24 protein-coding genes are annotated in these 24,225 nt (G+C 67.8%); 16 read left to right on the forward strand and 8 right to left on the reverse strand.

Annotated elements, in window-relative coordinates; all coding sequences use genetic code 11:
- Positions 1 to 72 precede the first annotated feature (72 nt).
- From AB0L60_RS25885 to AB0L60_RS25895, 3 genes are all read right to left on the reverse strand, one after another.
- On the reverse strand, positions 73 to 351 hold the full coding sequence (locus AB0L60_RS25885) for a DUF1918 domain-containing protein (protein WP_364618414.1): 279 nt from the start codon (positions 349 to 351) through the stop codon (positions 73 to 75).
- 192 nt (positions 352 to 543) lie between these two features.
- The gene (locus AB0L60_RS25890) at positions 544 to 678 is read right to left on the reverse strand and encodes a hypothetical protein (RefSeq protein ID WP_364618417.1); all 135 of its coding nucleotides are present in this window, start codon (positions 676 to 678) and stop codon (positions 544 to 546) included.
- A 4-nt stretch (positions 679 to 682) separates the two neighbouring features.
- Positions 683 to 841: a hypothetical protein gene (locus tag AB0L60_RS25895; RefSeq protein WP_364618420.1), complete on the reverse strand. Its 159-nt coding sequence runs from the start codon at positions 839 to 841 to the stop codon at positions 683 to 685.
- Between the two features lie 314 nt (positions 842 to 1,155).
- Between AB0L60_RS25895 and AB0L60_RS25900 the strand changes: the two genes are divergently transcribed.
- Together AB0L60_RS25900 and AB0L60_RS25905 are read left to right on the forward strand one after the other, a co-directional pair.
- Positions 1,156 to 2,157: an NAD(P)H nitroreductase gene (locus AB0L60_RS25900; RefSeq protein WP_364618423.1), complete on the forward strand. Its 1,002-nt coding sequence runs from the start codon at positions 1,156 to 1,158 to the stop codon at positions 2,155 to 2,157.
- A gap of 288 nt (positions 2,158 to 2,445) precedes the next feature.
- Positions 2,446 to 2,757, forward strand: a complete 312-nt coding sequence (locus tag AB0L60_RS25905) for a class I SAM-dependent methyltransferase (RefSeq protein ID WP_364618426.1) — start codon at positions 2,446 to 2,448, stop codon at positions 2,755 to 2,757.
- 393 nt (positions 2,758 to 3,150) lie between these two features.
- Here AB0L60_RS25905 and AB0L60_RS25910 read toward each other — a convergent pair whose 3' ends face one another.
- The gene (locus tag AB0L60_RS25910) at positions 3,151 to 3,705 is read right to left on the reverse strand and encodes a flavodoxin domain-containing protein (protein ID WP_364618429.1); all 555 of its coding nucleotides are present in this window, start codon (positions 3,703 to 3,705) and stop codon (positions 3,151 to 3,153) included.
- A gap of 250 nt (positions 3,706 to 3,955) precedes the next feature.
- Here AB0L60_RS25910 and AB0L60_RS25915 point away from each other — a divergent pair, with 250 nt between their 5' ends.
- From AB0L60_RS25915 to AB0L60_RS25955, 9 genes are all read left to right on the forward strand, one after another.
- Positions 3,956 to 4,897 carry an ABC transporter ATP-binding protein gene (locus tag AB0L60_RS25915; protein WP_364618660.1) on the forward strand — a complete coding sequence of 314 codons (942 nt, stop codon included), beginning with the start codon at positions 3,956 to 3,958 and terminating at the stop codon, positions 4,895 to 4,897.
- On the forward strand, positions 4,894 to 6,498 hold the full coding sequence (locus AB0L60_RS25920) for a hypothetical protein (RefSeq protein ID WP_364618432.1): 1,605 nt from the start codon (positions 4,894 to 4,896) through the stop codon (positions 6,496 to 6,498). Before AB0L60_RS25915 ends, AB0L60_RS25920 begins: the two co-directional genes overlap by 4 nt.
- A 93-nt stretch (positions 6,499 to 6,591) precedes the next feature.
- Positions 6,592 to 8,409, forward strand: coding sequence for an acetate--CoA ligase (gene acsA / locus AB0L60_RS25925; RefSeq protein ID WP_364618435.1), 1,818 nt, complete (start codon positions 6,592 to 6,594; stop codon positions 8,407 to 8,409).
- A 134-nt stretch (positions 8,410 to 8,543) separates the two neighbouring features.
- Positions 8,544 to 9,488, forward strand: coding sequence for a pyruvate dehydrogenase (acetyl-transferring) E1 component subunit alpha (gene pdhA, locus AB0L60_RS25930; RefSeq protein ID WP_364618438.1), 945 nt, complete (start codon positions 8,544 to 8,546; stop codon positions 9,486 to 9,488).
- Positions 9,485 to 10,453 (forward strand): pyruvate dehydrogenase complex E1 component subunit beta, encoded by a 969-nt coding sequence (locus tag AB0L60_RS25935; protein ID WP_364618441.1) that lies wholly within the window; start codon positions 9,485 to 9,487, stop codon positions 10,451 to 10,453. Before pdhA ends, AB0L60_RS25935 begins: the two co-directional genes overlap by 4 nt.
- Positions 10,454 to 11,935 (forward strand): 2-oxo acid dehydrogenase subunit E2, encoded by a 1,482-nt coding sequence (locus AB0L60_RS25940; protein WP_364618444.1) that lies wholly within the window; start codon positions 10,454 to 10,456, stop codon positions 11,933 to 11,935.
- A 4-nt stretch (positions 11,936 to 11,939) separates the two neighbouring features.
- The gene (locus AB0L60_RS25945) at positions 11,940 to 12,194 is read left to right on the forward strand and encodes a phosphopantetheine-binding protein (RefSeq protein ID WP_364618447.1); all 255 of its coding nucleotides are present in this window, start codon (positions 11,940 to 11,942) and stop codon (positions 12,192 to 12,194) included.
- A 67-nt stretch (positions 12,195 to 12,261) separates the two neighbouring features.
- Positions 12,262 to 13,446: an MFS transporter gene (locus AB0L60_RS25950; protein WP_364618663.1), complete on the forward strand. Its 1,185-nt coding sequence runs from the start codon at positions 12,262 to 12,264 to the stop codon at positions 13,444 to 13,446.
- A gap of 112 nt (positions 13,447 to 13,558) precedes the next feature.
- Positions 13,559 to 14,449, forward strand: coding sequence for a slipin family protein (locus AB0L60_RS25955; protein ID WP_364618450.1), 891 nt, complete (start codon positions 13,559 to 13,561; stop codon positions 14,447 to 14,449).
- A 33-nt stretch (positions 14,450 to 14,482) separates the two neighbouring features.
- Here AB0L60_RS25955 and AB0L60_RS25960 read toward each other — a convergent pair whose 3' ends face one another.
- Entirely contained in the window at positions 14,483 to 15,295 is an 813-nt protein-coding gene (locus AB0L60_RS25960) for an alpha/beta hydrolase (RefSeq protein ID WP_364618452.1), read from the reverse strand.
- A gap of 411 nt (positions 15,296 to 15,706) precedes the next feature.
- Here AB0L60_RS25960 and AB0L60_RS25965 point away from each other — a divergent pair, with 411 nt between their 5' ends.
- The 3 genes from AB0L60_RS25965 to AB0L60_RS25975 are packed head-to-tail and all read left to right on the forward strand — an operon-like array spanning position 15,707 to position 18,506.
- On the forward strand, positions 15,707 to 17,113 hold the full coding sequence (locus AB0L60_RS25965; RefSeq protein WP_364618455.1) for a wax ester/triacylglycerol synthase family O-acyltransferase: 1,407 nt from the start codon (positions 15,707 to 15,709) through the stop codon (positions 17,111 to 17,113).
- A gap of 56 nt (positions 17,114 to 17,169) precedes the next feature.
- Positions 17,170 to 17,571 carry a hypothetical protein gene (locus tag AB0L60_RS25970; RefSeq protein ID WP_364618458.1) on the forward strand — a complete coding sequence of 134 codons (402 nt, stop codon included), beginning with the start codon at positions 17,170 to 17,172 and terminating at the stop codon, positions 17,569 to 17,571.
- The gene (locus AB0L60_RS25975; RefSeq protein ID WP_364618461.1) at positions 17,568 to 18,506 is read left to right on the forward strand and encodes a ribose-phosphate pyrophosphokinase; all 939 of its coding nucleotides are present in this window, start codon (positions 17,568 to 17,570) and stop codon (positions 18,504 to 18,506) included. The genes AB0L60_RS25970 and AB0L60_RS25975 overlap by 4 nt, the downstream gene beginning before the upstream one ends.
- Before the next feature lie 200 nt (positions 18,507 to 18,706).
- Here AB0L60_RS25975 and AB0L60_RS25980 read toward each other — a convergent pair whose 3' ends face one another.
- On the reverse strand, positions 18,707 to 19,270 hold the full coding sequence (locus tag AB0L60_RS25980; protein ID WP_364618464.1) for a sigma 54 modulation/S30EA ribosomal C-terminal domain-containing protein: 564 nt from the start codon (positions 19,268 to 19,270) through the stop codon (positions 18,707 to 18,709).
- 491 nt (positions 19,271 to 19,761) lie between these two features.
- Entirely contained in the window at positions 19,762 to 21,105 is a 1,344-nt protein-coding gene (locus AB0L60_RS25985) for a nicotinate phosphoribosyltransferase (RefSeq protein ID WP_364618467.1), read from the reverse strand.
- A gap of 444 nt (positions 21,106 to 21,549) precedes the next feature.
- Here AB0L60_RS25985 and AB0L60_RS25990 point away from each other — a divergent pair, with 444 nt between their 5' ends.
- Both AB0L60_RS25990 and ftsH read left to right on the forward strand, forming a co-directional pair.
- Positions 21,550 to 21,831 carry an ATP-dependent metallopeptidase FtsH/Yme1/Tma family protein gene (locus tag AB0L60_RS25990; RefSeq protein WP_364618666.1) on the forward strand — a complete coding sequence of 94 codons (282 nt, stop codon included), beginning with the start codon at positions 21,550 to 21,552 and terminating at the stop codon, positions 21,829 to 21,831.
- A 3-nt stretch (positions 21,832 to 21,834) separates the two neighbouring features.
- Positions 21,835 to 23,451 carry an ATP-dependent zinc metalloprotease FtsH gene (gene ftsH / locus AB0L60_RS25995; RefSeq protein ID WP_364618469.1) on the forward strand — a complete coding sequence of 539 codons (1,617 nt, stop codon included), beginning with the start codon at positions 21,835 to 21,837 and terminating at the stop codon, positions 23,449 to 23,451.
- Between the two features lie 69 nt (positions 23,452 to 23,520).
- Here the strand turns inward: ftsH and AB0L60_RS26000 are convergent, their stop codons facing one another.
- Positions 23,521 to 24,213: a TIGR02206 family membrane protein gene (locus AB0L60_RS26000; protein ID WP_364618669.1), complete on the reverse strand. Its 693-nt coding sequence runs from the start codon at positions 24,211 to 24,213 to the stop codon at positions 23,521 to 23,523.
- Between the last annotated feature and the right edge of the window lie 12 nt (positions 24,214 to 24,225).

Raw genomic sequence — 24,225 nt, forward strand, 5'->3', positions numbered from 1 at the left:
GGCGCGAACAGCGTCGAAGGTCCTCGGTATGGCGCCGGAGTGCCCAGGTCGGAAAGGCAGTGGCGAGATCGGTCAGCCCCGGCTGTCCGCATCGGAGTGAGGAGCGGGTACATGCTGCATCGACGAGTACCGTGCCGCTGCGATCTCCTCCTGGGCGCGCAGTTCCGCGCTGGTCCGCACATACGCGTCGGGGCCTGGAAAGGTCAAGGCCCGATGCCCGGTGTCGGTCCAGTGCACGAGGTACGGCGGTGCGCCGTCCGTACCGTGCACCTCTTCGATGAGACCGCGACGGACCACGCCCCCGACCGCGCGTCCTTCGACGATCAGCCAGTCGCCTGGTTGTGCTCGCATCGAGCGACCTCCTTACCCGTCGGCCGGAAACTGGTGTTGTCTCGAATCTCTATCGTGGTAAGGCCGTGCGATCCCGGGGTAGGGCCGGAAGTCCCCGCGCAGGACCTGGCCGCCCGCATGATGAACCACGCGACCAGGAATAGGCCGGTAGCGCACCCGTGCTCATCCGAACCTATACCCGGCCTCCGGGGCTCACGCCGCCCCCTCCGGCTCGGCTGTCGTAGTGGGCAACCGGGTGACGAACCAGTGCCGCGCGAGCTCGGCGGCCTTACGCAAGGTGCCGGGTTCCTCGAACAGATGGGTCGCGCCGGGCACCTCGGCCAGCACGGTCTCACATTGCCATGGCCGCCTGGCGATTCAGATCCATGACCAGGTAGTCGCGACCGCCCAGCAGCGGCGGATCCGCGACCGGCCCTGGTTGTGGCCGCGGATCCGGGGCGGCAGCGCGAGCCGACGGACGGCCCGCCTCGGCGCGATCCTCGAAGCCCATCGAAACCTCCTCGAGGCAGGTACTTCCAGCCTCACAGCCACCGGCCGCCACCGGGAGATCCGGTTGTCGCCGGTCGGGAGAGCCGTTGGTCCCACAACGACATCCGAGACATTGGATTGCTGATAACGGGGTCGGTTCCGGCACACCGTCCGTGCCGCCGTGCTGCGACTCTCCGGAGCACCCGACGCGCCGACTACGCCAACCCAAGGCATGGCGTCAGCCCTCGGTATCGGTGACTTTCGGCCGTCACCAACGGCCACCCATCGCGACATGCTGAACAGTACGAAGCTGCGAATCCCGAGGAAGGAATGGCGATGTCGAGTACGCATCCCGATACCGACACCATCCGCGCGGCACTGGCCCTGGCCGTGCGCGCCCCGTCTGTGCACAACACGCAACCCTGGCAGTGGCGTATCGGGGAGAGCACCCTGCATCTGTACGCCGACGACACCCGCTGGCTGAAGCACACCGACCCCGACCGCCGCGAACTGGTGCTCAGCTGCGGCGCGGCTCTGCATCACCTGCGAGTGGCGATCGGCGCGGTCGGGTGGGAGACGATCGTGCATCGGCTCCCGAATCGCGCGGATCCGCGACATCTGGCCGCGATCGAATTTCGGTCCGGGGCCACCGATCCCACGACGGTGCAGTTGGCGCAGGCCATCGCTCGACGTCGCAGCGACCGGCGGCATTTCACCTCCTGGGAGGTGCCCGCCGTGCACGCGGACAAGGTCATCGACGCCGCTCGTGTCGTGGGGGTGGAAATTCGCGACGTCGACGCCCTGGAGGCGCGTGGGGCACTGGCGCAGGCCTTCGAACAAGCATCGGCGAGCCACGCCCAAGACCCGGACTACATCGCGGAATTGCATGCCTGGAGCGGCCACCATGCCGACGCATCCGGTGTCCCCGCCCGCAACGCGGTCGTCCCCACGGACCCGACGGTCCGTCCGTTCTCCGACCCTCGGCTCCCCGAAGCGGTGGTCCGCGACACCGACGAATTCTCGCGAATGCTGTTGCTCAGCACCGGGTCCGACGATCCCCTGGCGTGGCTGCGCGCCGGCGAATCCACCAGCGCCGCCCTGCTGACCGCGACCGTCCGCGGCCTGGCCACCTGCGCTCTCACCGAACCTCTGGAACTGCCGGCCATCCGGGAACAAATCCGCACGAACATCCTCGGCGGCTTCGGCCACCCGCAAGTGATCATCCGGATGGGCTGGGCGGCAACCAGCGCAGACCCGGTCCCGCCCAGCCCCCGCCTCGCGCTGGACGACGTGGTACACCCGCTGCAACCGGCCGACTCGGCTCGCCAATCGCACTGACCACGCCGGGATGGCTGCCACCAGCCGCATTACCGCGAAGGTGTGCCGGAGGTCGTGCAACCCGCACGCCGCGGCGACGTGGCAGCACGCCGACTTCGACTGTGGCCGTTTCTCATTCACCGAGCAATGCCGGGCACGATGCCGGCCGTGGCCGACTTGCTCTCCCGCAACCCGCCCACAGATTCGGCCGCCAGCGCCCAGTACACCGTGGCCGACGCGTAGTCCGTCGTCGCACCGGGCCGCGACCCCTCCGATGCCCGCCAGACGCGTTTCGCGAGTACCGATTTCGTGTCCGCGCCCGGGACTATCCTGCCCTTCGACCGAGTTCCGCCACCGACCGGCCGCAACCCCAAGGGGGTCACCGAGTACGCCGAAGATGCCGGATTCACCATCACCGGAGTCGGGAAACTGGGACCGCACTACGCCACCACACTGCAGAACTGGGCCACCGCGCTGCACGAGCACCGCGACCGGGCGATCGAACTCGCCGGGCGCGACACCTACAACGCCTACATCAGCCATATGACCGGGTTCGCCGACTACTTCCGTCACGGCCACCTCGATGTCATGCAGTTCACCTGCATCAAGAACGGGTTGTGAGGGCGAGTAACGGCCCGCCGTGCCGCCGAGGACTGGTTCTTCGAAACCGAACCCGGGCAACATGTTCGCCTCTGCAGCCCCGGCAATCAAACCCGCACAGTGACCGATTGAATCGAAGGAGCCGATCGATACCGGCCTCCGGAATTTGATCCCCCACGCCGGCGATTTCCGGTTTCGAGTCGCCGCGCAGGCTGGAAGCGAACGGCACTCGCCGCATCGACCACGCTGCGCAGGCATTGCCGCCTCCGACGGCGACCCCGCCCGGTCCGCCAGTCGACTGCGTGATTGTCGGTCCGCATGATGTCGCCAACTCGGCTGTCCGCCGAGCGGTGACGCAACCCCGCCATGGTCAGTGTGGGATCGACGAGGTCGAATCCTGTGTCCGTGTGGCCGTCAGGGATGAATCGGAATGATGTGCGGTGCGTGCAGATTCAGACCCTGCGCGATGGAATCCGAAAAGGTGCTGATGGCGGTCCAATCCCGCAGGTCGCCGTAGCGACCGCCGCCGAGTAGGCGGTAGAGGACGCGTGCGCCGAGGGACACGCCGACGCGCTCGTAGTGCCCCGCGAAAGCCTGGTATCCGCGCGGACTGATCGAGTCACGCACGGCAGCAATGCGTTTCGGCACCATGCGGCCGATCCGATGTCCGATCGGTCCGCGCAGCGCCGGTCCGATGCCGACACTGAAGAGCCAGACCGGTCGAGCGCTGAGCTCGTTGCGGTGGGATGCCACGTACTCCGCGACGGTGGGCAGCAGGGCCATATCGTGCACCGCGCTGCCGATGACCACGGCGTCGAAACGCGACAGGTCCGGTGCATGCTCGGCGTCGGCGACCTCGACGGTCGCACCCCGGGCGGCGAGATCGTTGCCGATGTACTCGGCGATCTCCCGGGTCGACCCCTGAGCCGAAGCAAAAACGATGCTGACTGCAGGTTTGCGATTCTCCATGTGCCGAGCGTGCGCCCCTCGTGACGGTCCAGAAGAGAGGACTCGTGCCCGGCCGGAGGGGACGATGGTCACCGGCCGGCGGCCGGACGCGGAAGTCCCGCTTCGTCTGGACCTTGGAAGCCCTCATCGGACGGTCGAAGCAGGCATTCGTTCCTGCCGGTACGGGACAGGGCACAAGGTCCCATGGCCGATGCCGGGGTCGCAGCCGAGAATGGGGGAGCCATTCCATCGCTGGTCGGAGGTAAGGACCATGGGTGTTATCGAGGCGCACGCAGTCACCAAACGCTACCAATCCACGCTCGCACTCGATCGTCTCGAACTCGACATCGAGGCGGGGGAGATCTACGGTTTCCTCGGCCCCAACGGCGCAGGCAAGACGACGACGATCCGGCTCCTGCTGGGCCTGCATCGTCCGACCTCGGGCACGGTGCGCATTGCGGGCCGGGACGCGTGGGGCGATCCGGTCGCCGCGCACCGGCATTGTGCGTACGTCGCCTCGGAGGCGTTGCTGTGGCCGTCACTGACCGGAGCGGAAACCTTCGAATACCTGGAGAATCTGCGCGGCGGCTGTGATCGCGTATACCGCGACCGGCTGATCGAGCGCTTCGATTTCGATCCTGACAAGAAGATTCGCGCGCTGTCGAAGGGCAACCGGCAGAAAGTGCAGTTAGTGGCGGCGTTCGCGACCCGCGCCGAGATTCTTGTACTCGACGAACCCACCTCCGGGTTGGATCCCTTGATGGAGGCCGCTTTTCGCGAGACCGTCGGTGAAGCCCGTGACCGCGGGCAGACGGTATTCCTGTCCTCGCACGTGCTCAGCGAGGTGGAGGCCTTGTGCGACCGGATCGGCATTCTGCGGGCGGGCCGGCTCATCGATGAGGGCACCCTGGCGCAGCTGCGGCACCTGTCGGCGCGGACGGTGGAGGTGAGCTTCGCGCGGGACGGCGTCGATATCGCTCCGCTGCGCGCGGTCGCCGGGGTCGAGGTGGTCGATGCGATGGATCACCATGTGGCATTGGAGGTCCGCGGTGAGATGGGACCGCTGCTGGCAGCACTCACCGGGTTGCCGGTGACGACGATCGACAGCCGGGAACCGAGCTTGGAGGAGATCTTCCTGGTCCATTATCACGATGGCGCGGGCGGCCCTACCCGGACCGGCCGGGCCGGGAGCGCAGCGGAGGCACGTCGATGAACCTCGAGGCGGTGCACGGCTTCGTCGTCATGGTGCGAGCACGATTGCGCGCCAACCGGATATCGCTGGCCGTGATAACTGTTCTGATGGCGGTGTTCTGCACGGCCGCGCTGCAAACCTATGTGGTGGTGTTTCCGAATCAGGCAACCCGGACCACGATGCTCGCACCGCTGACGAACAATGGCGCGCTGCGCGCGCTGTACGGCTACCCCTACGACATCGCTTCGCCCGCCGGCTGGGTGGCGTGGCGCAGCATGACCAGCGTCGGGATCATCATGGCCATGTGGGCGGCGATCATCACGACCGGTGCGTTGCGCGGGGAGGAAGACGCGGGCCGAGGCGATCTGGTGCTCAGCGGCGGACAGTCCCGGCGGCGCTGGTTCGCGGCGGCGCTCACGTCCACGGCCGTCGAGACTCTCGTGATCACGGCGGTGACCGTGTCCGTGCTCGCCGCGGTCGGGGTGCCGCAGCATCTGCTCAGTGCCGCCAACGCGTGCGAACTCGGGCTGCAGCTCGCATTGCCCGCGCTGCTGTTCGCCGGAGTGGGCGCCCTGACCGCGCAGCTGGCCGCCACCGTGCGTGGCGCGCGGTTGTCCGCAGCGGGAATTCTGGTGGTGGCCTTGATAATCCGCATGCCCGCCGACGTCGGCGCGGGCATTCCGTGGCTGCGATGGCTCACACCTCTGGGCTGGTTCGAGGAACTGCGCCCACCGGCCGCGCCGCCGCTGCTCACGCTGGCGGCGATCGCCGCCGGAACGGCTGTGCCAGTGGTGATTTCCGCGTATCTGCTGCGGATCCGAGATATCGGCCGGGGCGTGCTCGGGGCCCGGGACAGCCGACCGCCACGGCGACTCCTGCTCGGCTCGGCGTGGCAGGCCGCCCTGCGCGATGAGATTCCGCAGCTGAGTTTCTGGTTCGGCGGGACCCTCGCCTACACCCTGCTGATGGGCGGCCTGGTCAAGACCATTCTCGACTTCATGCAGCGCACCCCGATCTATAGGCAGTTCTTCGGTCGCCAGATCGCCGTCGACGGCTTTGTCGCTACGCTCTTTTCGCTGGTCCAGTTGCTGGCCGCGCTCTTGGCGGTGACATTGGTCGTGGCGGCCCGCAGCGAGGAATCGTCAGGCCGGCTGGAAGTCGTGCTGGCCATGCCGCACTCCCGGCTCCGATGGCTGTCCGGCCGCGCCGTGCTGGCGGTGTCCTTGGCGGCCGGTTTGACTCTGGTCGCATCGGTGGGCATGTGGACCGGCGCGGCGCTCACCGGCGAGCACCTTCGATTCGGCTCCCTCCTGGCGGCCGCGGCGAACAGCCTCCCGCTCATCGTGACCACCGTGGGCGTCGCGACCGCGGTGCTGGCGCTCGCACCCCGAGCCGTCTCCTTCGTGCACGCCCTGGTCGCCACGGCATTCCTCTGGGACTCCGTGGGCACGGCACTCAAAGCCCCGGCCTGGTCGCTGGAAGTCTCGCCATTCCACGCTCTCGCCCGCATGCCCATGCAGCATTTCGCCGTCTCGCCCGCCCTCGTGCTCACCATGCTCGGCCTGGGGCTGTTCGCGCTGGCGCTGCTCAGCTTCCGCCGCCGCGATCTCGCGCTCGCCTGACGACCAGGTCGGCGACCGAGGTCCTCACCGCGATGGACTTTGCGCACTGCCCGTCGCGGGCGCGGCGTCGTTGACTGGGAGCGGGAGGTTTCCATGAAGACCGTCAGCCATGAGAGCCCGCGACAGCACCAGCCGATGCGCTGGGAGCCGATCGACAAGTCCGCGCTCGAGCGCGCCGCGGCCAATGCCACCAACTATGAGCTGTTTTACCGGGAATTCACCTGGGAAGTGGCGCGACCGAGTCTTGCGGGATTGCCCGGCGGCGGGCTGAACATCGCGTACGAGGCCGTGGATCGGCATCTGGGCACGCCGCGGGAGAACGCGCCCGCCCTGCGATGGCTGGCCGCCACGGGGGGTGACACCACCCTTACCTACGCCGAGCTCGCCACGCTCAGCAATCGGTTCGCCAATGTGCTGCGCGGGCTGGGAGTACGACGCGGGGACCGGGTGTGTCTGCTGCTCGGCCGGACCCCTGAGCTCTACATCGCGGCGCTGGGCGCGTGGAAGGCCGGATGCGTCGTGTCCCCGCTGTTCTCGGCCTTCGGCCCGGAACCGGTACGGCAGCGCCTCGAACTGTCCGGCGCGACCACCCTGATCACCAGCTCGGACCTGTACCGCCGCCGAGTCGCGTCGAATCGCTCCGCGCTGCCGGCCCTGCGGCACGTGGTGCTCACCGACGAGGGCATCGACGACGACCCGATCGACGATACCGTCGGGCTCACCCTCGCCATGGCCGTCGCCGGCGACGAATTCCCGATCGTGCGAACCGGTCCCGAGGATCCCGCCCTGTTGCACTTCACCAGCGGCACCACCGGCCGGCCCAAGGGCGCGGTGCACGTGCACGGCGCGGTGCTCGCGCACCGGATCACCGCCCACTACGCCCTCGACCTGCGACCCGGGGACGTCTTCTGGTGCACGGCCGATCCCGGCTGGGTCACCGGCATGTCCTACGGGGTCATCGCCCCGCTGTGCCTGGGTGTCACGGTGATCAGCGACGAGGCCGAATTCGACGCCCAACGCTGGTACGACATCCTGACCGCAGAGCGGGTCTCGGTCTGGTACACCGCACCCACAGCGTTGCGCATGCTCATGCGCCGCGGCGATGAACTGCCCGCCGGCACCGACCTGTCGAGCCTGCGCTTCGTCGCCAGCGTCGGTGAACCGCTCAATCCCGAAGCGGTGGTGTGGGGCGAGCGGGTGCTGGGCCATCCGGTCCACGACAACTGGTGGCAGACCGAGACCGGCGCGATCATGATCGCCAATCTGGCGGCCGCACAGATCCGCCCGGGCTCGATGGGCCGGCCATTGCCCGGTATCGAGGCCGCCATTCTGCGCCGCGGGCCGGACGGGCGTCCGGTCATCACCGATGGCGATGTCGAGCATGCGGGCGTCGATGAGGTCGGCGAGCTGGCGGTGCGGGTGGGCTGGCCGTCGATGTTCCGCGGCTACTGGCACGAACCCGAAAGGTACGCACGAGCTTTCGCGGCGGGCTGGTATCTCAGCGGCGACCTGGCCCGCCGCGACCGGGACGGCTACTACTGGTTCGTCGGACGCGCCGACGATGTCATCAAGTCCGCCGGCCACTTGATCGGACCCTTCGAGGTCGAGAGCGCGCTGATGGCGCACCCGGCCGTCGCCGAGGCCGGCGTCATCGGTGCGCCGGATCCGGTCGCGGGTGAGCGGGTGAAGGCATTCGTGTTGCTGCGCCCGGGATTCGAACCGTCGGAGGAACTGCACGACGATCTGATCGCCTTCGGCCGGCGGCAGCTGGGCGTGGTCGCGCCGAAGGAGATCGTCTTCGCCGACAGCCTGCCGCACACCCGCAGCGGCAAGGTGATGCGCAGGCTGCTCAAGGCTCGCGACCTGGGGCTGCCCGAGGGTGACGTGTCAACCCTGGAAGGTGTGTCATGACGGGCGGCCGTCGGTCGGTGCGGCCGAAGAGTGCAGCCCAGACCACCCCGACGCCGGGGAACGGAGCCCGGCCGCGGCCGGCGCGCACGAGCACCGAGGGCAAACGTACGACCAAGCTGCCGCCAGACGAGCGAATGTCGTTGCTGCGGGATATGATTCGGATCCGGCGCTTCGAGGAGCGCTGCGTGCAGCTCTACAGCGCCGAGGCCATTCGCGGCTTCCTGCACCTGTACATCGGCGAGGAGGCGGTGGCCACGGGCCTGCTCGGCGTTCTCGAGCCCGGAGACGCGGTGGTATCCACCTATCGCGAGCACGGTCACGCACTGGCGCGCGGCGTGCCGATGAACGCTATCATGGCCGAAATGTACGGCCGGACAACCGGATGCAGTCACGGCCGGGGCGGATCCATGCATCTGTTCGACGCCGAGCGCCGTTTCTACGGCGGCAATGCCATCGTGGGAGGTGGCCTGCCCCTGGCGGTCGGGCTGGCCCTCGCGGACGCACTGAGCAAACGGAATGTGGTGACGGTGTGCCTGTTCGGTGACGGCGCGGTCGCCGAGGGCGAGTTCCACGAATGCCTGAATCTCGCGGCGCTGTGGCAGCTGCCCTTGCTGTTCGCCTGCGAGAACAACCAGTATGCGATGGGCACCGCGCTGAAACGTGAGCACGCCGTCACCGATCTGGCCCTGCGCGCCGCGGGATACGGGCTGGCGTCGTGGCCGGTGGACGGCATGGACGCGGTCGCGGTGCGCCAGGCCGCCCGGCGTGCCGTGGAGTCCATCCGCGGCGGCGGGGGACCGTGCTTCCTGGAATTGCGCACGTACCGCTTCCGGGCGCATTCCCTCTACGATGCCGATCGCTATCGGGACAAGGCCGAGATCGAATCCTGGAAGGCACGCGACCCGATTCCACGGCTGTTCGACGAGCTGTGCGCGGCCGGGGGCGCGAAGCCCGAGGACCGGGCGCGCCTCGAGTCGGCGGTCGATGCGGAGATCGACGCGGCCATCGCCGCCGCCGAGGCCGCACCTCTCGAACCGGTCGCCGACCTGACCCGGTACGTCTACGGAGGCTCGGCATGACGACCTATCGCGACGCGATGCGGGAAGCCCTGCGCGACGCCCTGATTCGCGACGACCGGGTGTTCCTCATGGGCGAGGACGTCGGGGCCTACGGTGGCTGCTTCGGCGTGAGCCGCGGGCTGCTCGAGGAATTCGGGCCCGTGCGGATCCGGGACACGCCGCTGAGCGAATCCGCGTTCGTCGGCGCGGGTATCGGTGCGGCACTGGGCGGCCTGCGCCCGGTCGTGGAGATCATGACCGTCAACTTCAGCCTGCTCGCCCTGGACCAGATTCTGAACAACGCGGCCACGCTGCGCCACATGTCCGGCGGGCAGCTCGGCGTCCCGCTGGTGATCCGCATGGCCACCGGCGCGGGCAGGCAACTGGCAGCACAACATTCACACAGTCTCGAGGCGTTCTACGCACACATCCCGGGTCTGCGGGTGATCTCCCCGGCAACGGTGGCCGACGCCCGCGGCATGCTCTGGACCGCACTGCAGGACCCGGATCCCGTGCTCATCTTCGAACCGATCGCGCTCTACAACAGCGAGGGCGACCTGCCGCCCGACCCCGGCCCGGTCGATATCGACCGGGCGATCATCCGGCGCGCCGGAACCGACGTCACACTGGTCGCCTATGGCGGAACGCTGCGGGTGGCGGAGGCCGCCGCGGACGAACTGGCGGGCGACGGCGTCGCCGCCGAAGTCATCGACCTGCGCAGCCTGCGCCCGCTCGACGAGACGACCGTGCTGGAATCCATCGCCCGGACACACCGGCTTGTCATCGTGGACGAGGGCTGGCGCAGCGTCGGCATCGCCGCCGAAATCGCCGCCCGCGCAGCCGAACACGCCTACTACGACCTCGACGCGCCCATCGCGCGGGTATGCACCGCCGAGGTGCCGATTCCCTACGCCCGCCAGCTCGAGGAGGCCGCACTGCCGCAACCGGGCACGGTCGCCGACGCGGTGCGCAAGGCGGTGGGCTGAATGGGCGAGTTCCGGATGCCGTCGCTCGGCGCGGATATGACCGAGGGCACCCTGCTGGTCTGGATGGTGCATCCGGGCGACACCGTGCATACCGGCGACGTGGTGGCCGAAGTGGATACGACGAAAGCCGCGATCGAAGTCGAATGCTTCGAGGACGGAGTCATCGGCGAGATCCTGGTCGACGAGGGCGTCACCGTTCCGGTCGGCACGCCGCTGGCGACGATCGAACCTGCCCGGACCCTGCCGCCGAGGCCGGAAGACGTGGCTGCTCAGCGTGTCTCGCCGGGGAACGGATCGGGGCCGAAACTGGTCGTCGAATCGCCGAAGCCCGCCGCGGCCGCACCCGAGACGCCGAGAGCGCCGGTCGCGCACGACCACACGCCGCAGACCGGTATTCGGGCGACACCGCTCGTTCGCAAGCTGGCCGCGGAGGCGGGGATCGATCTGGGCGAAGTGCACGGCTCCGCACCCGGTGGGCGGATCGTGCGTGCCGACGTGGAACACGCTGTCGAGCGACAGCAGACGGAAACCTCCGCCACCGCAATGGCTGCGCCCCGGCCCTCGCCCCGAGCCGGGCGGGCCGGCCGCGCATCGGGGTATGCGCGCCGGCTGGCCCGTGAGCTCGGTGTGGACGTGTCCGCCGTCGTGGGCAGCGGTCCGGGTGGTGCTGTGCGTGCGTCGGATGTGCGAGCCGCCGCCTCGCCGGCCGCCGCATCGCCGGCCGCCGCATCGGAAACCGTCACTGCCGCTCCCGAATCCGTGCGGAAGCCTGCGGACCTGGCCGGTGCCGGTCCGGTCGCCGAAGTGCCGCACCATGATCCGGTACAGGTGCGCAAGCTGATCGCGGCGGCGATGGAGAGATCCAAACGCACCGTGCCCCATTACTACCTGTCGAGCACCATCGATATGGACGCGGCGCTGCGCTGGCTGCGGGAGTTCAACCGTGGGGCTCGGGTAACCGCCCGGATCCTGCCCGCGGCACTGCTTCTGGTCGCGACGGCGCGGGCGGCCAAGGCGGTACCCGACCTGAACGGGCACTGGATCGACGACGAATTCCGGCCCGCCGCCGATGTCCATCTGGGCGTGGTGGTGTCGATGCGGGGCGGCGGCATCATCGTGCCGACGATCCCGGACGCCGACCGGCTGGTTCCGGCGGACATGATGGCGGCCCTGCGCGGGGTCGCCGAACGCGCCCGGGCGGTCCGGCTGCGCGCCGCCGACGCCACTCCCGCCACCATCACCGTCACCAATCTCGGTGACCTGGGCGTGGACTCGGTCTACGGCGTGATCGCCGCACCCCAGGTCGCCATTGCCGGTTTCGGCGCGGTGACCGAACGGCCCTGTGCGATAGACGGATTGCTCGGGGTCCGCGCTCAGGTCACCGCCACCCTGTCCGCCGACCACCGCGCCACCGACGGCGCGATCGGCGCGCGGTTCCTGCACGCACTGTCCGACCTGCTCCAGCATCCAGAGGAGTTGTGAAACCATGGCCACCACCCTGACCCGAGATGTCGCGGACGGCATCGTGCGCGGCGCCCTGCACGGGTTCGACAGCCCGGCGAACCTCGCGGCGCTGGGCGAGGACGAACCGCTGCGCGCCGCGCTGAACCTGGACTCGCTCGACTTCCTGACCTTCGTCGAACGGCTGTCCGCCGAGTGTGACCGCCGGATCGATGAGGACGACTATCCACGTTTGACCACGGTCCGCGCGTGCGTGGAGTATCTCGTTGAAACCCATTGACGGCAAAGTGGTTTCGCGTGGCGCGGCCACTGCCGACGGTGGCGGGCGGAAGCTTCGGAAGTCCGGGCTGCCCAGCTGGCTGACACCGAACGTCCGGGTTCTGTGCGCGGTGAGCTTTGCCGCAGATACCGCTAGTGAGCTGCTGTACCCGATCCTGCCGATCTTTCTCACGGCCACTCTCGGCGCGCCCGCGGCGGTGGTAGGGGCGGTAGAGGGCGCTGCCGAAGCTGCGGCCGCGGTCACGAAGGTCGCGGCGGGGCGGCTCGGTGACACACATCGCAAACGTCCCTATATCGCGTTCGGGTACGCGCTCGCCGCGGTCGGCAAGGTACTGCTCGCCGCTGCCACGGTGTGGCCGCTCGTGCTGGCCGGGCGGTGCGTGGACCGGCTCGGCAAAGGGATACGGGGCGCGCCGCGGGATGCCTTGCTCATGGCCGGCGCGGACCAGGCCTTCCGTGGGCGGATCTTCGGACTGCACCGGGCCGCCGACACCGCCGGCGCGGTCGCCGGGCCCGCACTCGGCCTGCTGCTGTACGAGCTGCTCGACCACCGCATCCGGCCCCTGCTGATGATCGCGGTCGTGCCTGCGATCGCGGCTGTCGTCCTGGTCGGCCTGGTTCGCGAAACTCCTTCCATACCAGCGCCTTCCGGAACCCGATCGGAGGATGCGGCGCCTGCATGGCGTGAGCGGCTCCCGGCTCGCCTCGGGGCGCTCATCACCGTGCTCACCGTCTTCGCGCTGGTGAACTTTCCGGACTCACTGCTGCTGTTGCGGGCACACCAGCTCGGTCTGTCCGTAGTCGGAGTGATCAGCGGGTACATCCTCTACAACCTCTCCTACGCGCTGCTGTCGTATCCCGCCGGTGCGCTGTCGGACAGAGTGCCGCGCCGGCTCATCTTCGTCGCCGGACTCCTGTGCTTCGCGATCGGATACCTCGGACTCGGCGTAGTCGACACGCCCGCCTGGGTTTTCGTCATCCTCCCGGTCTACGGAGGATTCACCGCCGCCACCGACGGAGTCGGCAAGGCCTGGGTGGCAGATCTCGCACCGGCGACGCGGCAGTCGTCCGCTCAAGGCCTGTATCAAGGGCTCTCCGGAGCCGGCATGCTCATCGCCGGACTCTGGGCCGGAATCGCCTGGCACGGGGATGGCCGCGGCCCGCTGCTCGTTTCCGGATCCGCCGCCTTGGCAGTGGCGTTGGCGCTGACCGTGTTCGGCCGGTCGCTGGACCAACCCGGGACAGCACGCTGACGGTGTCCTCGCGGCGCCGGGGGCGAAAGTCAACGGACGGCGGACCGAAAGACCGCATCGCGACCGTGCCGATCAGCGGATCGTGAGAGTCATCGGAGAGGAGATTCGAATCATGAACACAGCCGTCGCGGTAGCCGTGCTGGGTGCGGTAGCGCTGCTCGTCATCGGAGCGCTGTCGATCCGGGTGGTCTTCCAGTACCAGAAGGGCGTGCTCTTCCGTCTCGGGCGGGTCGTCGCGGTCCGCGAACCCGGCCTGAACTTCATCATCCCGATCATCGACGAGATGAAACGCGTGTCGATGCGCATCGTCACCATGCCGATTCAGTCGCAGGGCATCATCACCCGTGACAATGTCAGCGTCGACATCTCCGCCGTCGCCTACTTCCGGGTCGTCGACGCCCAGAAGTCGGTGGTCGCGATCGAAAACGTCTATGCGGCAATCGATCAGATCGCCCAGACTACGCTGCGCAAGGTGGTCGGCCAGCACACGCTCGACCAGGCGCTCGCCGAGACCGACGCCATCAATGCCGACATCCGTAAGATCCTCGACACCACCACCCTGGAATGGGGTGTCGAGGTGACACTGGTCGAATTGAAGGACATCCAGCTGCCCGACAGCATGAAACGGGCAATGGCCCGCCAGGCCGAGGCCGAACGCGAGAAGCGCGCGAAGATCATTGCCGCCGAAGGTGAATCGCTGGCCGCCACAGCGTTGGGCGATGCCTCGGACACCATGATGGCCCACCCGCTCGCCCTGCAGCTGCGCAACCTGCAGACCCTGGTGGAACTGGGCGTGGACAAGAACACGACTGTCGTCTTCCCGGCTCCGCTGATGAGCGCGATCGGCGACATCGGGGCCTTCTTCGCCCGCGAGACCGCCGCGGTCGGACAACCGGCCCCCGCGACCCGGCCACCGATGATTCCGGACCCGGCTGCCGACGGCTCATCCGCGGACCAGCGAGATGCCCACGTCTCGGATCGGCTCTGTCGGCCCGAGCGATGATGATCAGTGACGAGCTCAGGACAGGACGAGGTCCTACCGCTGGTGTCTTTTCTGGCTGTTCGTTGTCCATGCTCGTTCCGCCACCGCAGGTCGTGCGGTGGTGGCGTCAGGGCCGCTAACCGGTTCGCGGATCACGTTGGTGATGAGTTCGCCGAAGGTGTTCGGGTCGTGCATGAGCCAGGTATGCCCGCCGGGCACGGTGATGGTGCGCGGGTCACCGAGTGCGGTCTGCAGCGACATCGAAGTGGATTCGGGGATGACCGTGTCCAGCTTGCTCCACACCACGAAGATCGGGAGCCGGCGTTCGGCGAGCGCAGCCAGCTCGGCGGCCAGGTTGGCGGTGCGGGCGAGGTGAGCGACTTCCCACACCGCGCGCGGGTTGCGCACTATGTTCGGCACCGCATCACGCAGGATCACCGGTAGGACCCGGGTCAGTTGGCGACCAGGGAACAGGTCGGCCTGCAGGTGCAGCCCCCAGTCCCACAACGGGCGCTCCCGCAGCGCACGCACCACTCCGCGGTCGTCGGTCCACGCCGAACCGCCGATGGAGTTCACCAATACCAGCCGCTCGGCGAGGTCGGGCAGGTCGTGGGCGGCTTTGATCGCGACGCCGCCGCCGAAGGAATGCCCGACCACGGTCACCGGTCGGGGCAGGCCGATCGTGTCGGCGAAGTCGCCGATCCACCGGGCGTATCCGGCCAGGGTCCGAGGCTCGACCGGCAAGCTGGCGGTACCGCCGAACCCGGGCATCGCGGGGACGTACACGCGCACTCCCATTCGGATGAGTTGTTGCAACGGGCGGGCATAGGCTTGTCCGCCGAGTCCCCAGCCATGCAGGAAGAGCACGCCAGGACCGGCTCCGCCGGCCGCGTAGCGGGCGGTTCGGCCTTCGACCAGGATCGACCTCCACCGCAGTCGAGAAGGGCGGCTCAGTGGTGCCCGTTTCGTGTTCATACTTCCACCACACGGCGATCGGACCACGGTGAAAAGGGTCCCCGGGCCTCGATCAGCGAGAACAACGGCACCAGTTCGGCGGCGGCTGTGGCGATTCGATCAGCAGACATGCCTGCGCTCGCCCGTGTTCAGGTGCGCCGAGCAGGCCGCACACTCGATCGTCCCCCTGGGCCCAACGTCACTGGTACTGGTTACTTGTGCATCTCACCCACGAGTAGTGATCTGCGCGAGAATTCTCCCCACAGCAGTGGCAGTTTCAGCCGGGGGCGGCAGCCGCGGCCGCCGCTGGGGAGCAGGTGCGCGATGACGGAACTGGGCCCGCTGGACACGGGTTTCATGGAAATGGAAGACACCGACCGCCACATCAGCTTCGGCATCGGGACGGTGGTGATCGTCGACGGATCTACGCCGACACGGAATGAGCTGCGCGCCTGGCTGGATCGCGGGCTGGAGCGGCACGGGCGGCTACGGCAGCGGGTTCGTCGTGCACCGCTGGACCTGAAAGCACCGGTATGGGAGAACGACCCGAATTTCGATCTCGGGCATCACATCCGGTGGGCCGCGCTACCGGACCCGGGTGGTGAGATCGAGCTGCAAGAGCTGATCGCGACCGAGTTGACCCAGCGGCTCGATCGGGATCACCCACTGTGGGAGGTGGTCGTCGTCGACCGCTTGGCACAGGACCGCTGGGCGATGATCGTCAAAGCTCACCACACCATGGTCGACGGAATCTCGGAAATCATGCTGCTCGAGAGCTTCTGCGACCCGGTCGGTGCGGACGAGCGCTCTACCGCAGCCGGAAGGCGCTCGCACACAAGCCTTCTGAAGCTGATGAAAAGCACGATCCAGGCGCCCGTAACCATGCCGCGCTTCGCCGTCGGCACCGTGCGTATCTTGGCACCGGTGCTGTACGCGGCGATCGCGCCGGCGGGTGAGTCCTCGCTGAACGGCCCCATCGGGCGGCAGCGCCGCTACACCGTGGCGCGAACCATGCTTCCACAGGTGCGGGAGATAGCGGCGGCATTCGGTGTGACGGTCAACGATGTCGCGGTCGCCGCCATCGCCGCCGCCTACCGCCGGTTGCTGCTGAGCCGCGGCGAACAGCCCATCCCAACCACCCTACGCATCGTCGTACCGGTCTCGACCCGGACGATCGAGGCGAAATACGTTCTGGACAACCGGGTTTCGGCGGTGATCTCGCATTTGCCGATAGAGATCGACGACCCGGTGCAGCGCCTGCTCGCCGTCCACCAGCGGATCCAACGGCATCGGTCCCGAGGCGAAGCCGACGCCGAGCAGTCTCTGCTCTCGCTGGCACGGCGGTTGCCGTTCGGGATCATCGCAGAGATCTTCCGGCTGGCATCGTCGTTCCCGCAGCGTGGCGTGGGAGCCCTGGCCACCAATATCCCCGGACCGGGGCGCCGGTTGACACTCGGCGGCCGGGAAGTAGTCGAATTGTGGCCGTGTATTCCGATCGCGCTGCGGGTGCGCACGACGATCGCGATCCTCAGCTATCTGGACAGGTTGACCTTCGGTATCACCGGCGACTATGACACCACCCCCGACATCGACACGATTGCTTCGGGTATCGCGACCGAGATCGCGGCGCTGCTGGCCCACGCCCGCGGCCAACAGACACCGCACCAACTGCAGCCGGCCACCGGCCACGGTGACGGTTCCCCCTCCACTCGGCGACGGCACGCACCCTGAGTTCAGCGCCACGTTGTTCGTTTCAGGTTGAATCGCCCTCGAAACGGCGGGAGACCATGGACCTTCGAGTCGGACCACCGGATCTGATTACGGCACGAGTACTGGCGTTGCCGCAGCTCTGCGAGCCGCGGCCGATCCGCGGGTCGCGATTGCCGCGGTCGTCTCCTGCGCCGGCAGGCCCGATCCTCGCCGATGCCGACCTGTCCGCGGTACAGGTGCCGATACTGCTGATCGTCGGCGATCACGACCCGGTCGTGCTCGAACTCAATCGCTGTACACAGCGAGAGTTGTTGTGCGAGAACCGCCTTGCGGTCGTCGCCAGAGCCACCCAGCTGTGCGCCGAACCCGGTGCCCTGGAGCGGGTCGCCGAATTGGCGTGCGACTGGTTCCTGACACACCTGACACCCGCGGTCATCGGCGGCCACAGCGATACTGGAAAGGACAGCGCCCGATCATGAGCACACTGCGCCTCATCGCCGGAAGCGCCAACCCCGAACTAGCGGGCACCGTTGCGAACTACCTCGGCGCGGAACCGGCCGACACCCTCCTCGAGCGATTCCCCGACGGAGAACTGCTCCCTACCGTCGAAAACGTCGGCGGCAGCGACGTTTACGTCGTGCAGCCTACCCCGCCGCCGGTCAACGACCACCTCGCTGAACTCCTGCTGCTGCTCGACGCCTGCCGCCGCGCCCACGCCGCCAGAATCACCGCCGTGGTGCCGTATCTCGGCTACGCCCGCCAGGACCGCCGTACCCGAGCCGGGCAGGCCGTCGGCGTCGCGGTGTTCACCAAGGCGATCGCGGCCGCGGGTGCGCACCGGCTGGTCGTCGTCGACCCGCACACCCCCGCCCTGGAGGCGATCAGCCCCATCCCCGCCGAGACGCTCACCGCCGTGCCCACCCTCGCTCAGGAGATCGCCCTGTCCGAGCGCGTGGTCGTCGCGCCCGACGAGGGCGCGGTGAAACTGGCCGAACGGTACACGGAAGTATCACCGAATCCCCTTGCGGTGGTTCGTAAACGCCGCGAGAGCGGCAGAGAGGTCACCGCGCTCGAGCTGATCGGCGACGTGCGAGGCCGACTGCCCGTGATCGTCGACGACATGATCACCACCGGCGCCACCATCGAGACCGCACTCGGGCTGCTGAAGCTGCACGAGGCTGCACCTGATGTGACCGTCGCGGCCACCCACGGCGTGTTCGTGCACGGCGCTGTCGGGCGGCTGCACCGGCTGGGCCTGCGGCACGTGCTGATCACCGACACCATCGCCCACCGCAGCCTGCACCCGGAGTTCCAGGTGTGCTCGATCGCGCCGGTACTGGCCGAAGCCATCGCCGCCATGCACAACGACGAAGCATCGCCCGCACCGGCGAGCACGGCATGGAACCTCGCATGAGGACCTCCGGATGCCCGTCGCCACGATCATGTCGCAGACGCGAAATTCCCTCGCGCGCAATATGATCAGCTAACGCGTGGATGACATCGGACCCTGTCATGGGCCGCCGGCGATTCGCCGCCGGCTTCGAGCTCGAACTACCCGGCATGCAGGCACCCGGCAACGAGCTGCCCTTCCACTCATGGTGCCCGATAGGCGGCTCAGGTGGCGGGCGTGATCAGCCCGTAATGGCCGTCGTAGCGGTGGTAGAGCACGCAACCACGGTTGCGGTTCTCGTCACGGAAGAACACGAACGGCCACCCGGTCAGCTCCAGCCGCTCGATTGCTCCCTTCACGGTCGTCATCGGCGCCGGCGCCGGGCTGACCGTGACGGGCACGCTGCCCTGAGTGACGGCCTCGGGCCGCGGATCGAGCTGCGCGAGCCGGTAATCGTCACCGCTGCGGTAGATCACGCTGTCGACGCGGCTGCCGGATTCGGTGAACAGATGAAAGTCGTAGTCCATCAACTCCATATCGAACGCGGCCTCGTCGCAGGTTTCGTCGTCCAGCGCGAACGACTTGTGCCGCACCACTTCCCGCTGCTCGACAGCCCGTGGGAAGTACGGCAGCGGGCTGCGTGGCGCAGCGTCGTGCCGCCACTCGTGTGGACCGGGCGCCGGGTGACGACCGCGGATGCCTTCCCAGTGCCGGGCGATTCGCTCGAAGCGTTCCTTCAACCGGGCCTCGAGCAGGTCGACGGCCTCCCGAGTGGTCGCGGCGGCCACCTGCACCCGTATCCCCCGACCGTTGAGGTTCACATTCGCCTGGGCGACTATCGGGTTCACGGCGGCGGGATCGCGATGCCCGGTCAGGCGCACGCGTGCCGATAGCGCCGGTTCCGGAGCGAAGGTGAGGGCATGGCCTATCTTCTCGCGGGCGTAGTCCGCTCCGCCGGCAGAGACATGATGACCTACCGATATCTGGAGAACGGGGTCTGTTTTCGTTGGCTGCGACCGCATCACTACCTCCTCTCGTCGTTGACTGTGCCACCGCATCACTCGCGCTGATGAGAGGACAATGTCACTGCACCCGAGCCCGTTCGGCCACAATCCGCGAACCGATCACATCGTCGCCGATGCGCCGCCCGGTACGGCGGACACGATGGATCCGATCAAGGTCATGAGCCTTGATCGGCCCCGCCAGCGCCTCGCGCAGGCCAAAAGGCGTCCCCGGCAAGCCCAGGACGCGTTAGTACCCTTTTCGAACCGCATGGCGTTTACACGTGGCCGGTGTTTCGTGCGGTCCGTCGCCGGGCTTGCTGCTGGACCTCGGCGGTGAGCAACCGCAACTGCGGCGTGATCTCAGCAACGGGCGCGACGGGAACCGACAGATCGCGCGCTGCGCCGGGCAGTTGCGCGAGGTCGGCTTCGAAGCGGCCACGGCACATCGCGACACCCTCCGCAACAGCGATGCGTCGTCCGGCGCGCATCACCGGTTCCAACAGCGGATGTGCCGCCGCCGGTGTCGGCTCGTCACGGCGCGCGATCACATCCCGCAGACCGGAACCACGAAACACTTGTTTCGGGCCGGGCATGGTGGCCTTGCCGGTCGACAGCTTGGTGACCGGCTGGCCGTCGTATTCGACGAGTTTGTAGGCGCTGTCGAGATAGGGCGCGTCGGCGGAGACGCCCATACGGGTTCCGACCCCGACCGCGTCGATCGGTACCTGAAGGGATACGAACGCGGCCAGGTCGTGCTCGTCGAGGCCGCCGGAGGCGAAGATCCGCACATCGGGCAGACCAGCACGGTCGAGCATCCGGCGGGCCTCGACCGCTAGTCGAGCGAGATCGCCGCTGTCGAGGCGGACACTCGCTCGGTGTCGCAATCCCAGGCGGTCGATGACCTCGATGGCGTTGGCGACGCCGCCGAGGGTGTCGTAGGTGTCGACCAGGAGTGTGACCGGCCCGGAATGGTCGGCGGCGAAGGCGTAGAAGGCGTCGAGTTCGGTCGGGAAGGCCTCGACAAAGGAGTGGGCCATGGTCCCCGCCGGGCGCAGCCCGTAACGGCGCGCCGCCGCCACGTTGCTGGTCGCGGTGAACCCGACCATGGCCGAGAGCCGAGCCACGGCCATACCGGCTTCGATACCCTGGGTGCGCCGGCAAGCGAAGTCCACCAACTCGATTCGATCCGAAGACGCGATACGGCAGCGGGCCGCCTTGGTAGCGAGTGTGGTCTGGAAGTTCACCTGGTTGAGCAGGTAGGTTTCCACGAGCTGAGCCTCGGCGATCGGCGCGGTCACTTCCAGAATAGGCTCGCCCGCGAACACCATTCGCCCCTCGGCAACGGCCCATACATCGCCGGTGAAACGCAAGGCGGCGAGGGAATCGACGGTGTTGTCGTCGAAGCCGATGCGCCGCAAGTACTCTCGATCGTCCGGGTCGAAACCGAACTGTTCCAGCCAATCCAGGCAATCCGGCACGCCAGCCGCGACAAGAAACCCCCGGTTGACGGGCAGATTGCGAACGAAGAGGCTGAAGGTAGCCGGCGCGACCATCTCCCGGCGCAGATAACTCGCCGCCATGTTCAGTTCGTACATGTCTGTCAGCAGCCCACCGGACATACATCGAGCCTGCTCGGCTCACGACCCACACCCGCAGAGGCAAAGGGCCCCTCTGCCGGTGTCGTCGGTCAGTGGCCGCGCTCCTCTCGCACCGACGGCCGCGCCATGACGATCGACACTGGCGTTGATCGCCCGACGCATCACCCAACCGGACAGCAACAACTTTCGCACCTTTGAACAAGCGCTTTCGGCCTGTGGGTGAACGTCGGTGCAGCCTGCGATCCAAGGACTTCTGGCATTGGTTCAGCGACCGATCGTCTCTATTCCCGGGTTCCGCCGGCGAGGAAGAGTGGGCAGTCGAGAGCGGACATGAGCGGGGAGCAGCAGGAGACGACGATGAGTAGACGGGCCAGCCCGCCGCCGTCAGGCGACCGGCCGACACCTACACCTACACCGAATCGTCCGACATGGCGGCTGTGGCTGCTGCTGTTTGGCGTAATGATCATGGCACTGGTTGTGTCGATATGGGTGCCCGGACTCAGGACATCGAAGCCGACCTCACTCAGCCTCACCTATAGCGAGTTCCTGTCCGATGTCGACTCGCATCAGATCAAGACCATCACGATCCAATCGTCCGGCCAAGCTTCGGGCACCTTGAGCAACGGGCACGACTACACCACCACGATCCCCGCGCAGGCCGGTTCCGGACTGTTGGACCGGATGGAGAAGGCCGGTGTGTCGGTGACGGCGTCGACGTCGGCGAGTACCACGTCGGTGTGGTCGTAGGTATTGACCTGGGCGTTGATCATCGGGCCGTTTGTGCTCGTCTTCTGGTGGCTGCAGCGCGTCGGACGCGGAGCCGCGAGCCAACTGGGCGGTGCGATGGGGGTCGGCAAGTCCAAGGCGAAAGTGTTCGATACCGAGCGTCCCCAGACCACATTCGACGATGTCGCCGGCTACACCGGGGCCAAAGCCGAGATCAGCGAGGTCGTAGACTTCCTGCGCGCACCGGAGCGGTATCGCCGCGCGGGTGCGGTCGCTCCCCGCGGGGTGCTGATGATCGGGCCGCCCGGCACCGGCAAGACTCTGTTGGCGCGCGCGGTCGCAGGCGAAGCCGATGTCCCGTTCCTGTCGGTGGCCGGCTCCAGTTTCGTGGAAATGTTCGTCGGCGTCGGCGCTGCCCGCGTACGGGACCTGTTCGCCGAAGCCCGCAAACGGGCCCCGGCGATCGTGTTCGTCGACGAGATCGACGCGATCGGATCGCGCCGCGGCAGCTCGTCACAGATGGTATCCAATGACGAACGCGAACAGACCCTCAACCAATTGCTCTCGGAGATGGACGGATTCGACCCCGCCGTGGGCATCGTCGTGCTGGCGGCCACCAACAGGCCCGAGGTACTCGACCCGGCTCTGCTGCGTCCGGGACGGTTCGACCGGCAGGTCACCATCCCGCTGCCGACTCTCTCCGAACGTGTGTCGATTCTGGCGGTCCACTGCCGCGGCAAGCACCTCGCACCGGATGTCGACATGCAGATCGTCGCCCGTGGCACCCCCGGTTTCTCCGGAGCGGATCTGGCCAACCTCGCCAACGAGGCCGCGATCTGCGCCGTCCGCGACGACCGGAGCGTGATCACAGCCGCGGACTTCGACGCCGCCCGCGACCGAATCCTGCTCGGCCGCCGCGAAGGCTCGAACGTCTTGCTCCCCGAGGAGAAATACGCGGTGGCCGTCCACGAGAGCGGCCATGCCCTGGTCGCCGCGCTGTCCGCGCATGCCGATCCGGTCGCCAAGGTCACCATCCTGCCCGCCGGGCAGACACTCGGCACCACCGAACAACTGCCGCTGGTCGAGCACCACCTCTACAGCGAGGACTACCTCACCGATACCCTGACCGTGCACCTCGGCGGCCGGGCGGCCGAACTGGTCGTATTCGGCCAAGGCTCGACCGGCGCGGCCAACGACCTGGCCCAGGCCACCGAACTAGCCACCAAGATGGTCCGAATATTCGGCCTTTCCGCCGCCCTCGGTCCGGTCGGCTACCCGCAAGGCGGATCGGTATTCCTCGGCGGGGGCGGGTCGGAGCTGTCCAGCCGCCCCTTCGCCGAAGCCACCCAGGCGGCCATCGACACCGACGTGTCCCGCCTGCTACGCGAAGCCGAGCACCGCGCCATCGACCTGGTTGAATCCCACCGAGACGCACTACAGCAACTGGTCACATTGCTGATGGAACACGAAACCGTTGACGGTGCCGACGTTTACGCGCTGGCGGGTGCCGCTGTTCCAGACGGTCGCTCCGGCACTGTTCCGGCCGCCACCGTCGCGCCCCACCGCAATGCCCACACCACGCCAACCCACGCAGTGAACGCTCTGCCTGGTGAGTCCACGCAATCCGCACCGCGAACGTGACAACCGCCGCGAACTATTCGTGGCGCGGTGCCGATCGGTGTGGTGCATTCGCCCACGGTTCGATCCGCATCATCGGTTGGTTCGGGCTCTGGCCCACGGCCAGGTCATCAAGGCCCAGACAGCGATCAGGAGGACTGCGACGGTGGCCAGATACCAGGGCCAGGGGCCGAGTACGTCGAGCAGTGATCGGGTCGCGGGTTTGGCGTTGACGAATCCGTAGTCGGTTCCGGCGATGGTGTTGAAGGTGAAGGCGACCGCCGCCCACGCCATGGTGACTGCGACGGCGATTCGGTAGCTGCGCCAGGTCGGGTGTAGGCCTATGCCCCAGGTCAGGTAGATCGCGGCCCAGACCACGATCAGGTGAATCGCCCAGAAGGCCAGGAACTCGGGGTTCGGGAAGTCCGGGCTCTGCAGCGCTGGGGATACGAGCGCCTGGGTGCTCAGGGTGAGGCACCAGTAATAGGTCAACGCGTAAGCCCAGTGCCGGTGCGACCACAGCGCGTACGCGGCGACCATGGTCGCGAGATCGGTCAGGCGCAGCGGAATGGCGTGGCCGATGGTTGGCGGCACCAGCGCGGCGAGATAGATCATCAGGTACAACGTGAGTGTCGATATGCCGAAGATCCGGCTGAAACGTCGTGCGGCGTCTGTATTCCGGTGAGTACGTCCGATCCGGACGACCGACCCCGCCCCCACCACGAATACGGCCAGCACTATCCAGTGCGACAGTCCGTATGCGGTGAACTCGCGTTGCGCCGACAGTGTGTCCACGGT

This window comes from Nocardia sp. NPDC051981 (assembly GCF_040680715.1).
GTDB lineage: Bacteria > Actinomycetota > Actinomycetes > Mycobacteriales > Mycobacteriaceae > Nocardia.

Coding starts and splice junctions, on each gene's coding strand:
- AB0L60_RS25935 (WP_364618441.1), top strand. CDS start 9,485: ATGACGACCTATCGCGACGCGATGCGGGAAGCCCTGCGCGACGCCCTG.
- AB0L60_RS25910 (WP_364618429.1), bottom strand. CDS start 3,705: ATGGAGAATCGCAAACCTGCAGTCAGCATCGTTTTTGCTTCGGCTCAG.
- AB0L60_RS25945 (WP_364618447.1), top strand. CDS start 11,940: ATGGCCACCACCCTGACCCGAGATGTCGCGGACGGCATCGTGCGCGGC.
- AB0L60_RS25990 (WP_364618666.1), top strand. CDS start 21,550: ATGGCACTGGTTGTGTCGATATGGGTGCCCGGACTCAGGACATCGAAG.
- AB0L60_RS25915 (WP_364618660.1), top strand. CDS start 3,956: ATGGGTGTTATCGAGGCGCACGCAGTCACCAAACGCTACCAATCCACG.
- AB0L60_RS25885 (WP_364618414.1), bottom strand. CDS start 351: ATGCGAGCACAACCAGGCGACTGGCTGATCGTCGAAGGACGCGCGGTC.
- AB0L60_RS25920 (WP_364618432.1), top strand. CDS start 4,894: ATGAACCTCGAGGCGGTGCACGGCTTCGTCGTCATGGTGCGAGCACGA.
- AB0L60_RS25940 (WP_364618444.1), top strand. CDS start 10,454: ATGGGCGAGTTCCGGATGCCGTCGCTCGGCGCGGATATGACCGAGGGC.
- AB0L60_RS25965 (WP_364618455.1), top strand. CDS start 15,707: ATGACGGAACTGGGCCCGCTGGACACGGGTTTCATGGAAATGGAAGAC.
- AB0L60_RS25955 (WP_364618450.1), top strand. CDS start 13,559: ATGAACACAGCCGTCGCGGTAGCCGTGCTGGGTGCGGTAGCGCTGCTC.
- pdhA (WP_364618438.1), top strand. CDS start 8,544: ATGTCGTTGCTGCGGGATATGATTCGGATCCGGCGCTTCGAGGAGCGC.
- AB0L60_RS25985 (WP_364618467.1), bottom strand. CDS start 21,105: ATGTCCGGTGGGCTGCTGACAGACATGTACGAACTGAACATGGCGGCG.
- AB0L60_RS25900 (WP_364618423.1), top strand. CDS start 1,156: ATGTCGAGTACGCATCCCGATACCGACACCATCCGCGCGGCACTGGCC.
- acsA (WP_364618435.1), top strand. CDS start 6,592: ATGAAGACCGTCAGCCATGAGAGCCCGCGACAGCACCAGCCGATGCGC.
- AB0L60_RS25970 (WP_364618458.1), top strand. CDS start 17,170: ATGGACCTTCGAGTCGGACCACCGGATCTGATTACGGCACGAGTACTG.
- AB0L60_RS25975 (WP_364618461.1), top strand. CDS start 17,568: ATGAGCACACTGCGCCTCATCGCCGGAAGCGCCAACCCCGAACTAGCG.
- AB0L60_RS25895 (WP_364618420.1), bottom strand. CDS start 841: ATGGGCTTCGAGGATCGCGCCGAGGCGGGCCGTCCGTCGGCTCGCGCT.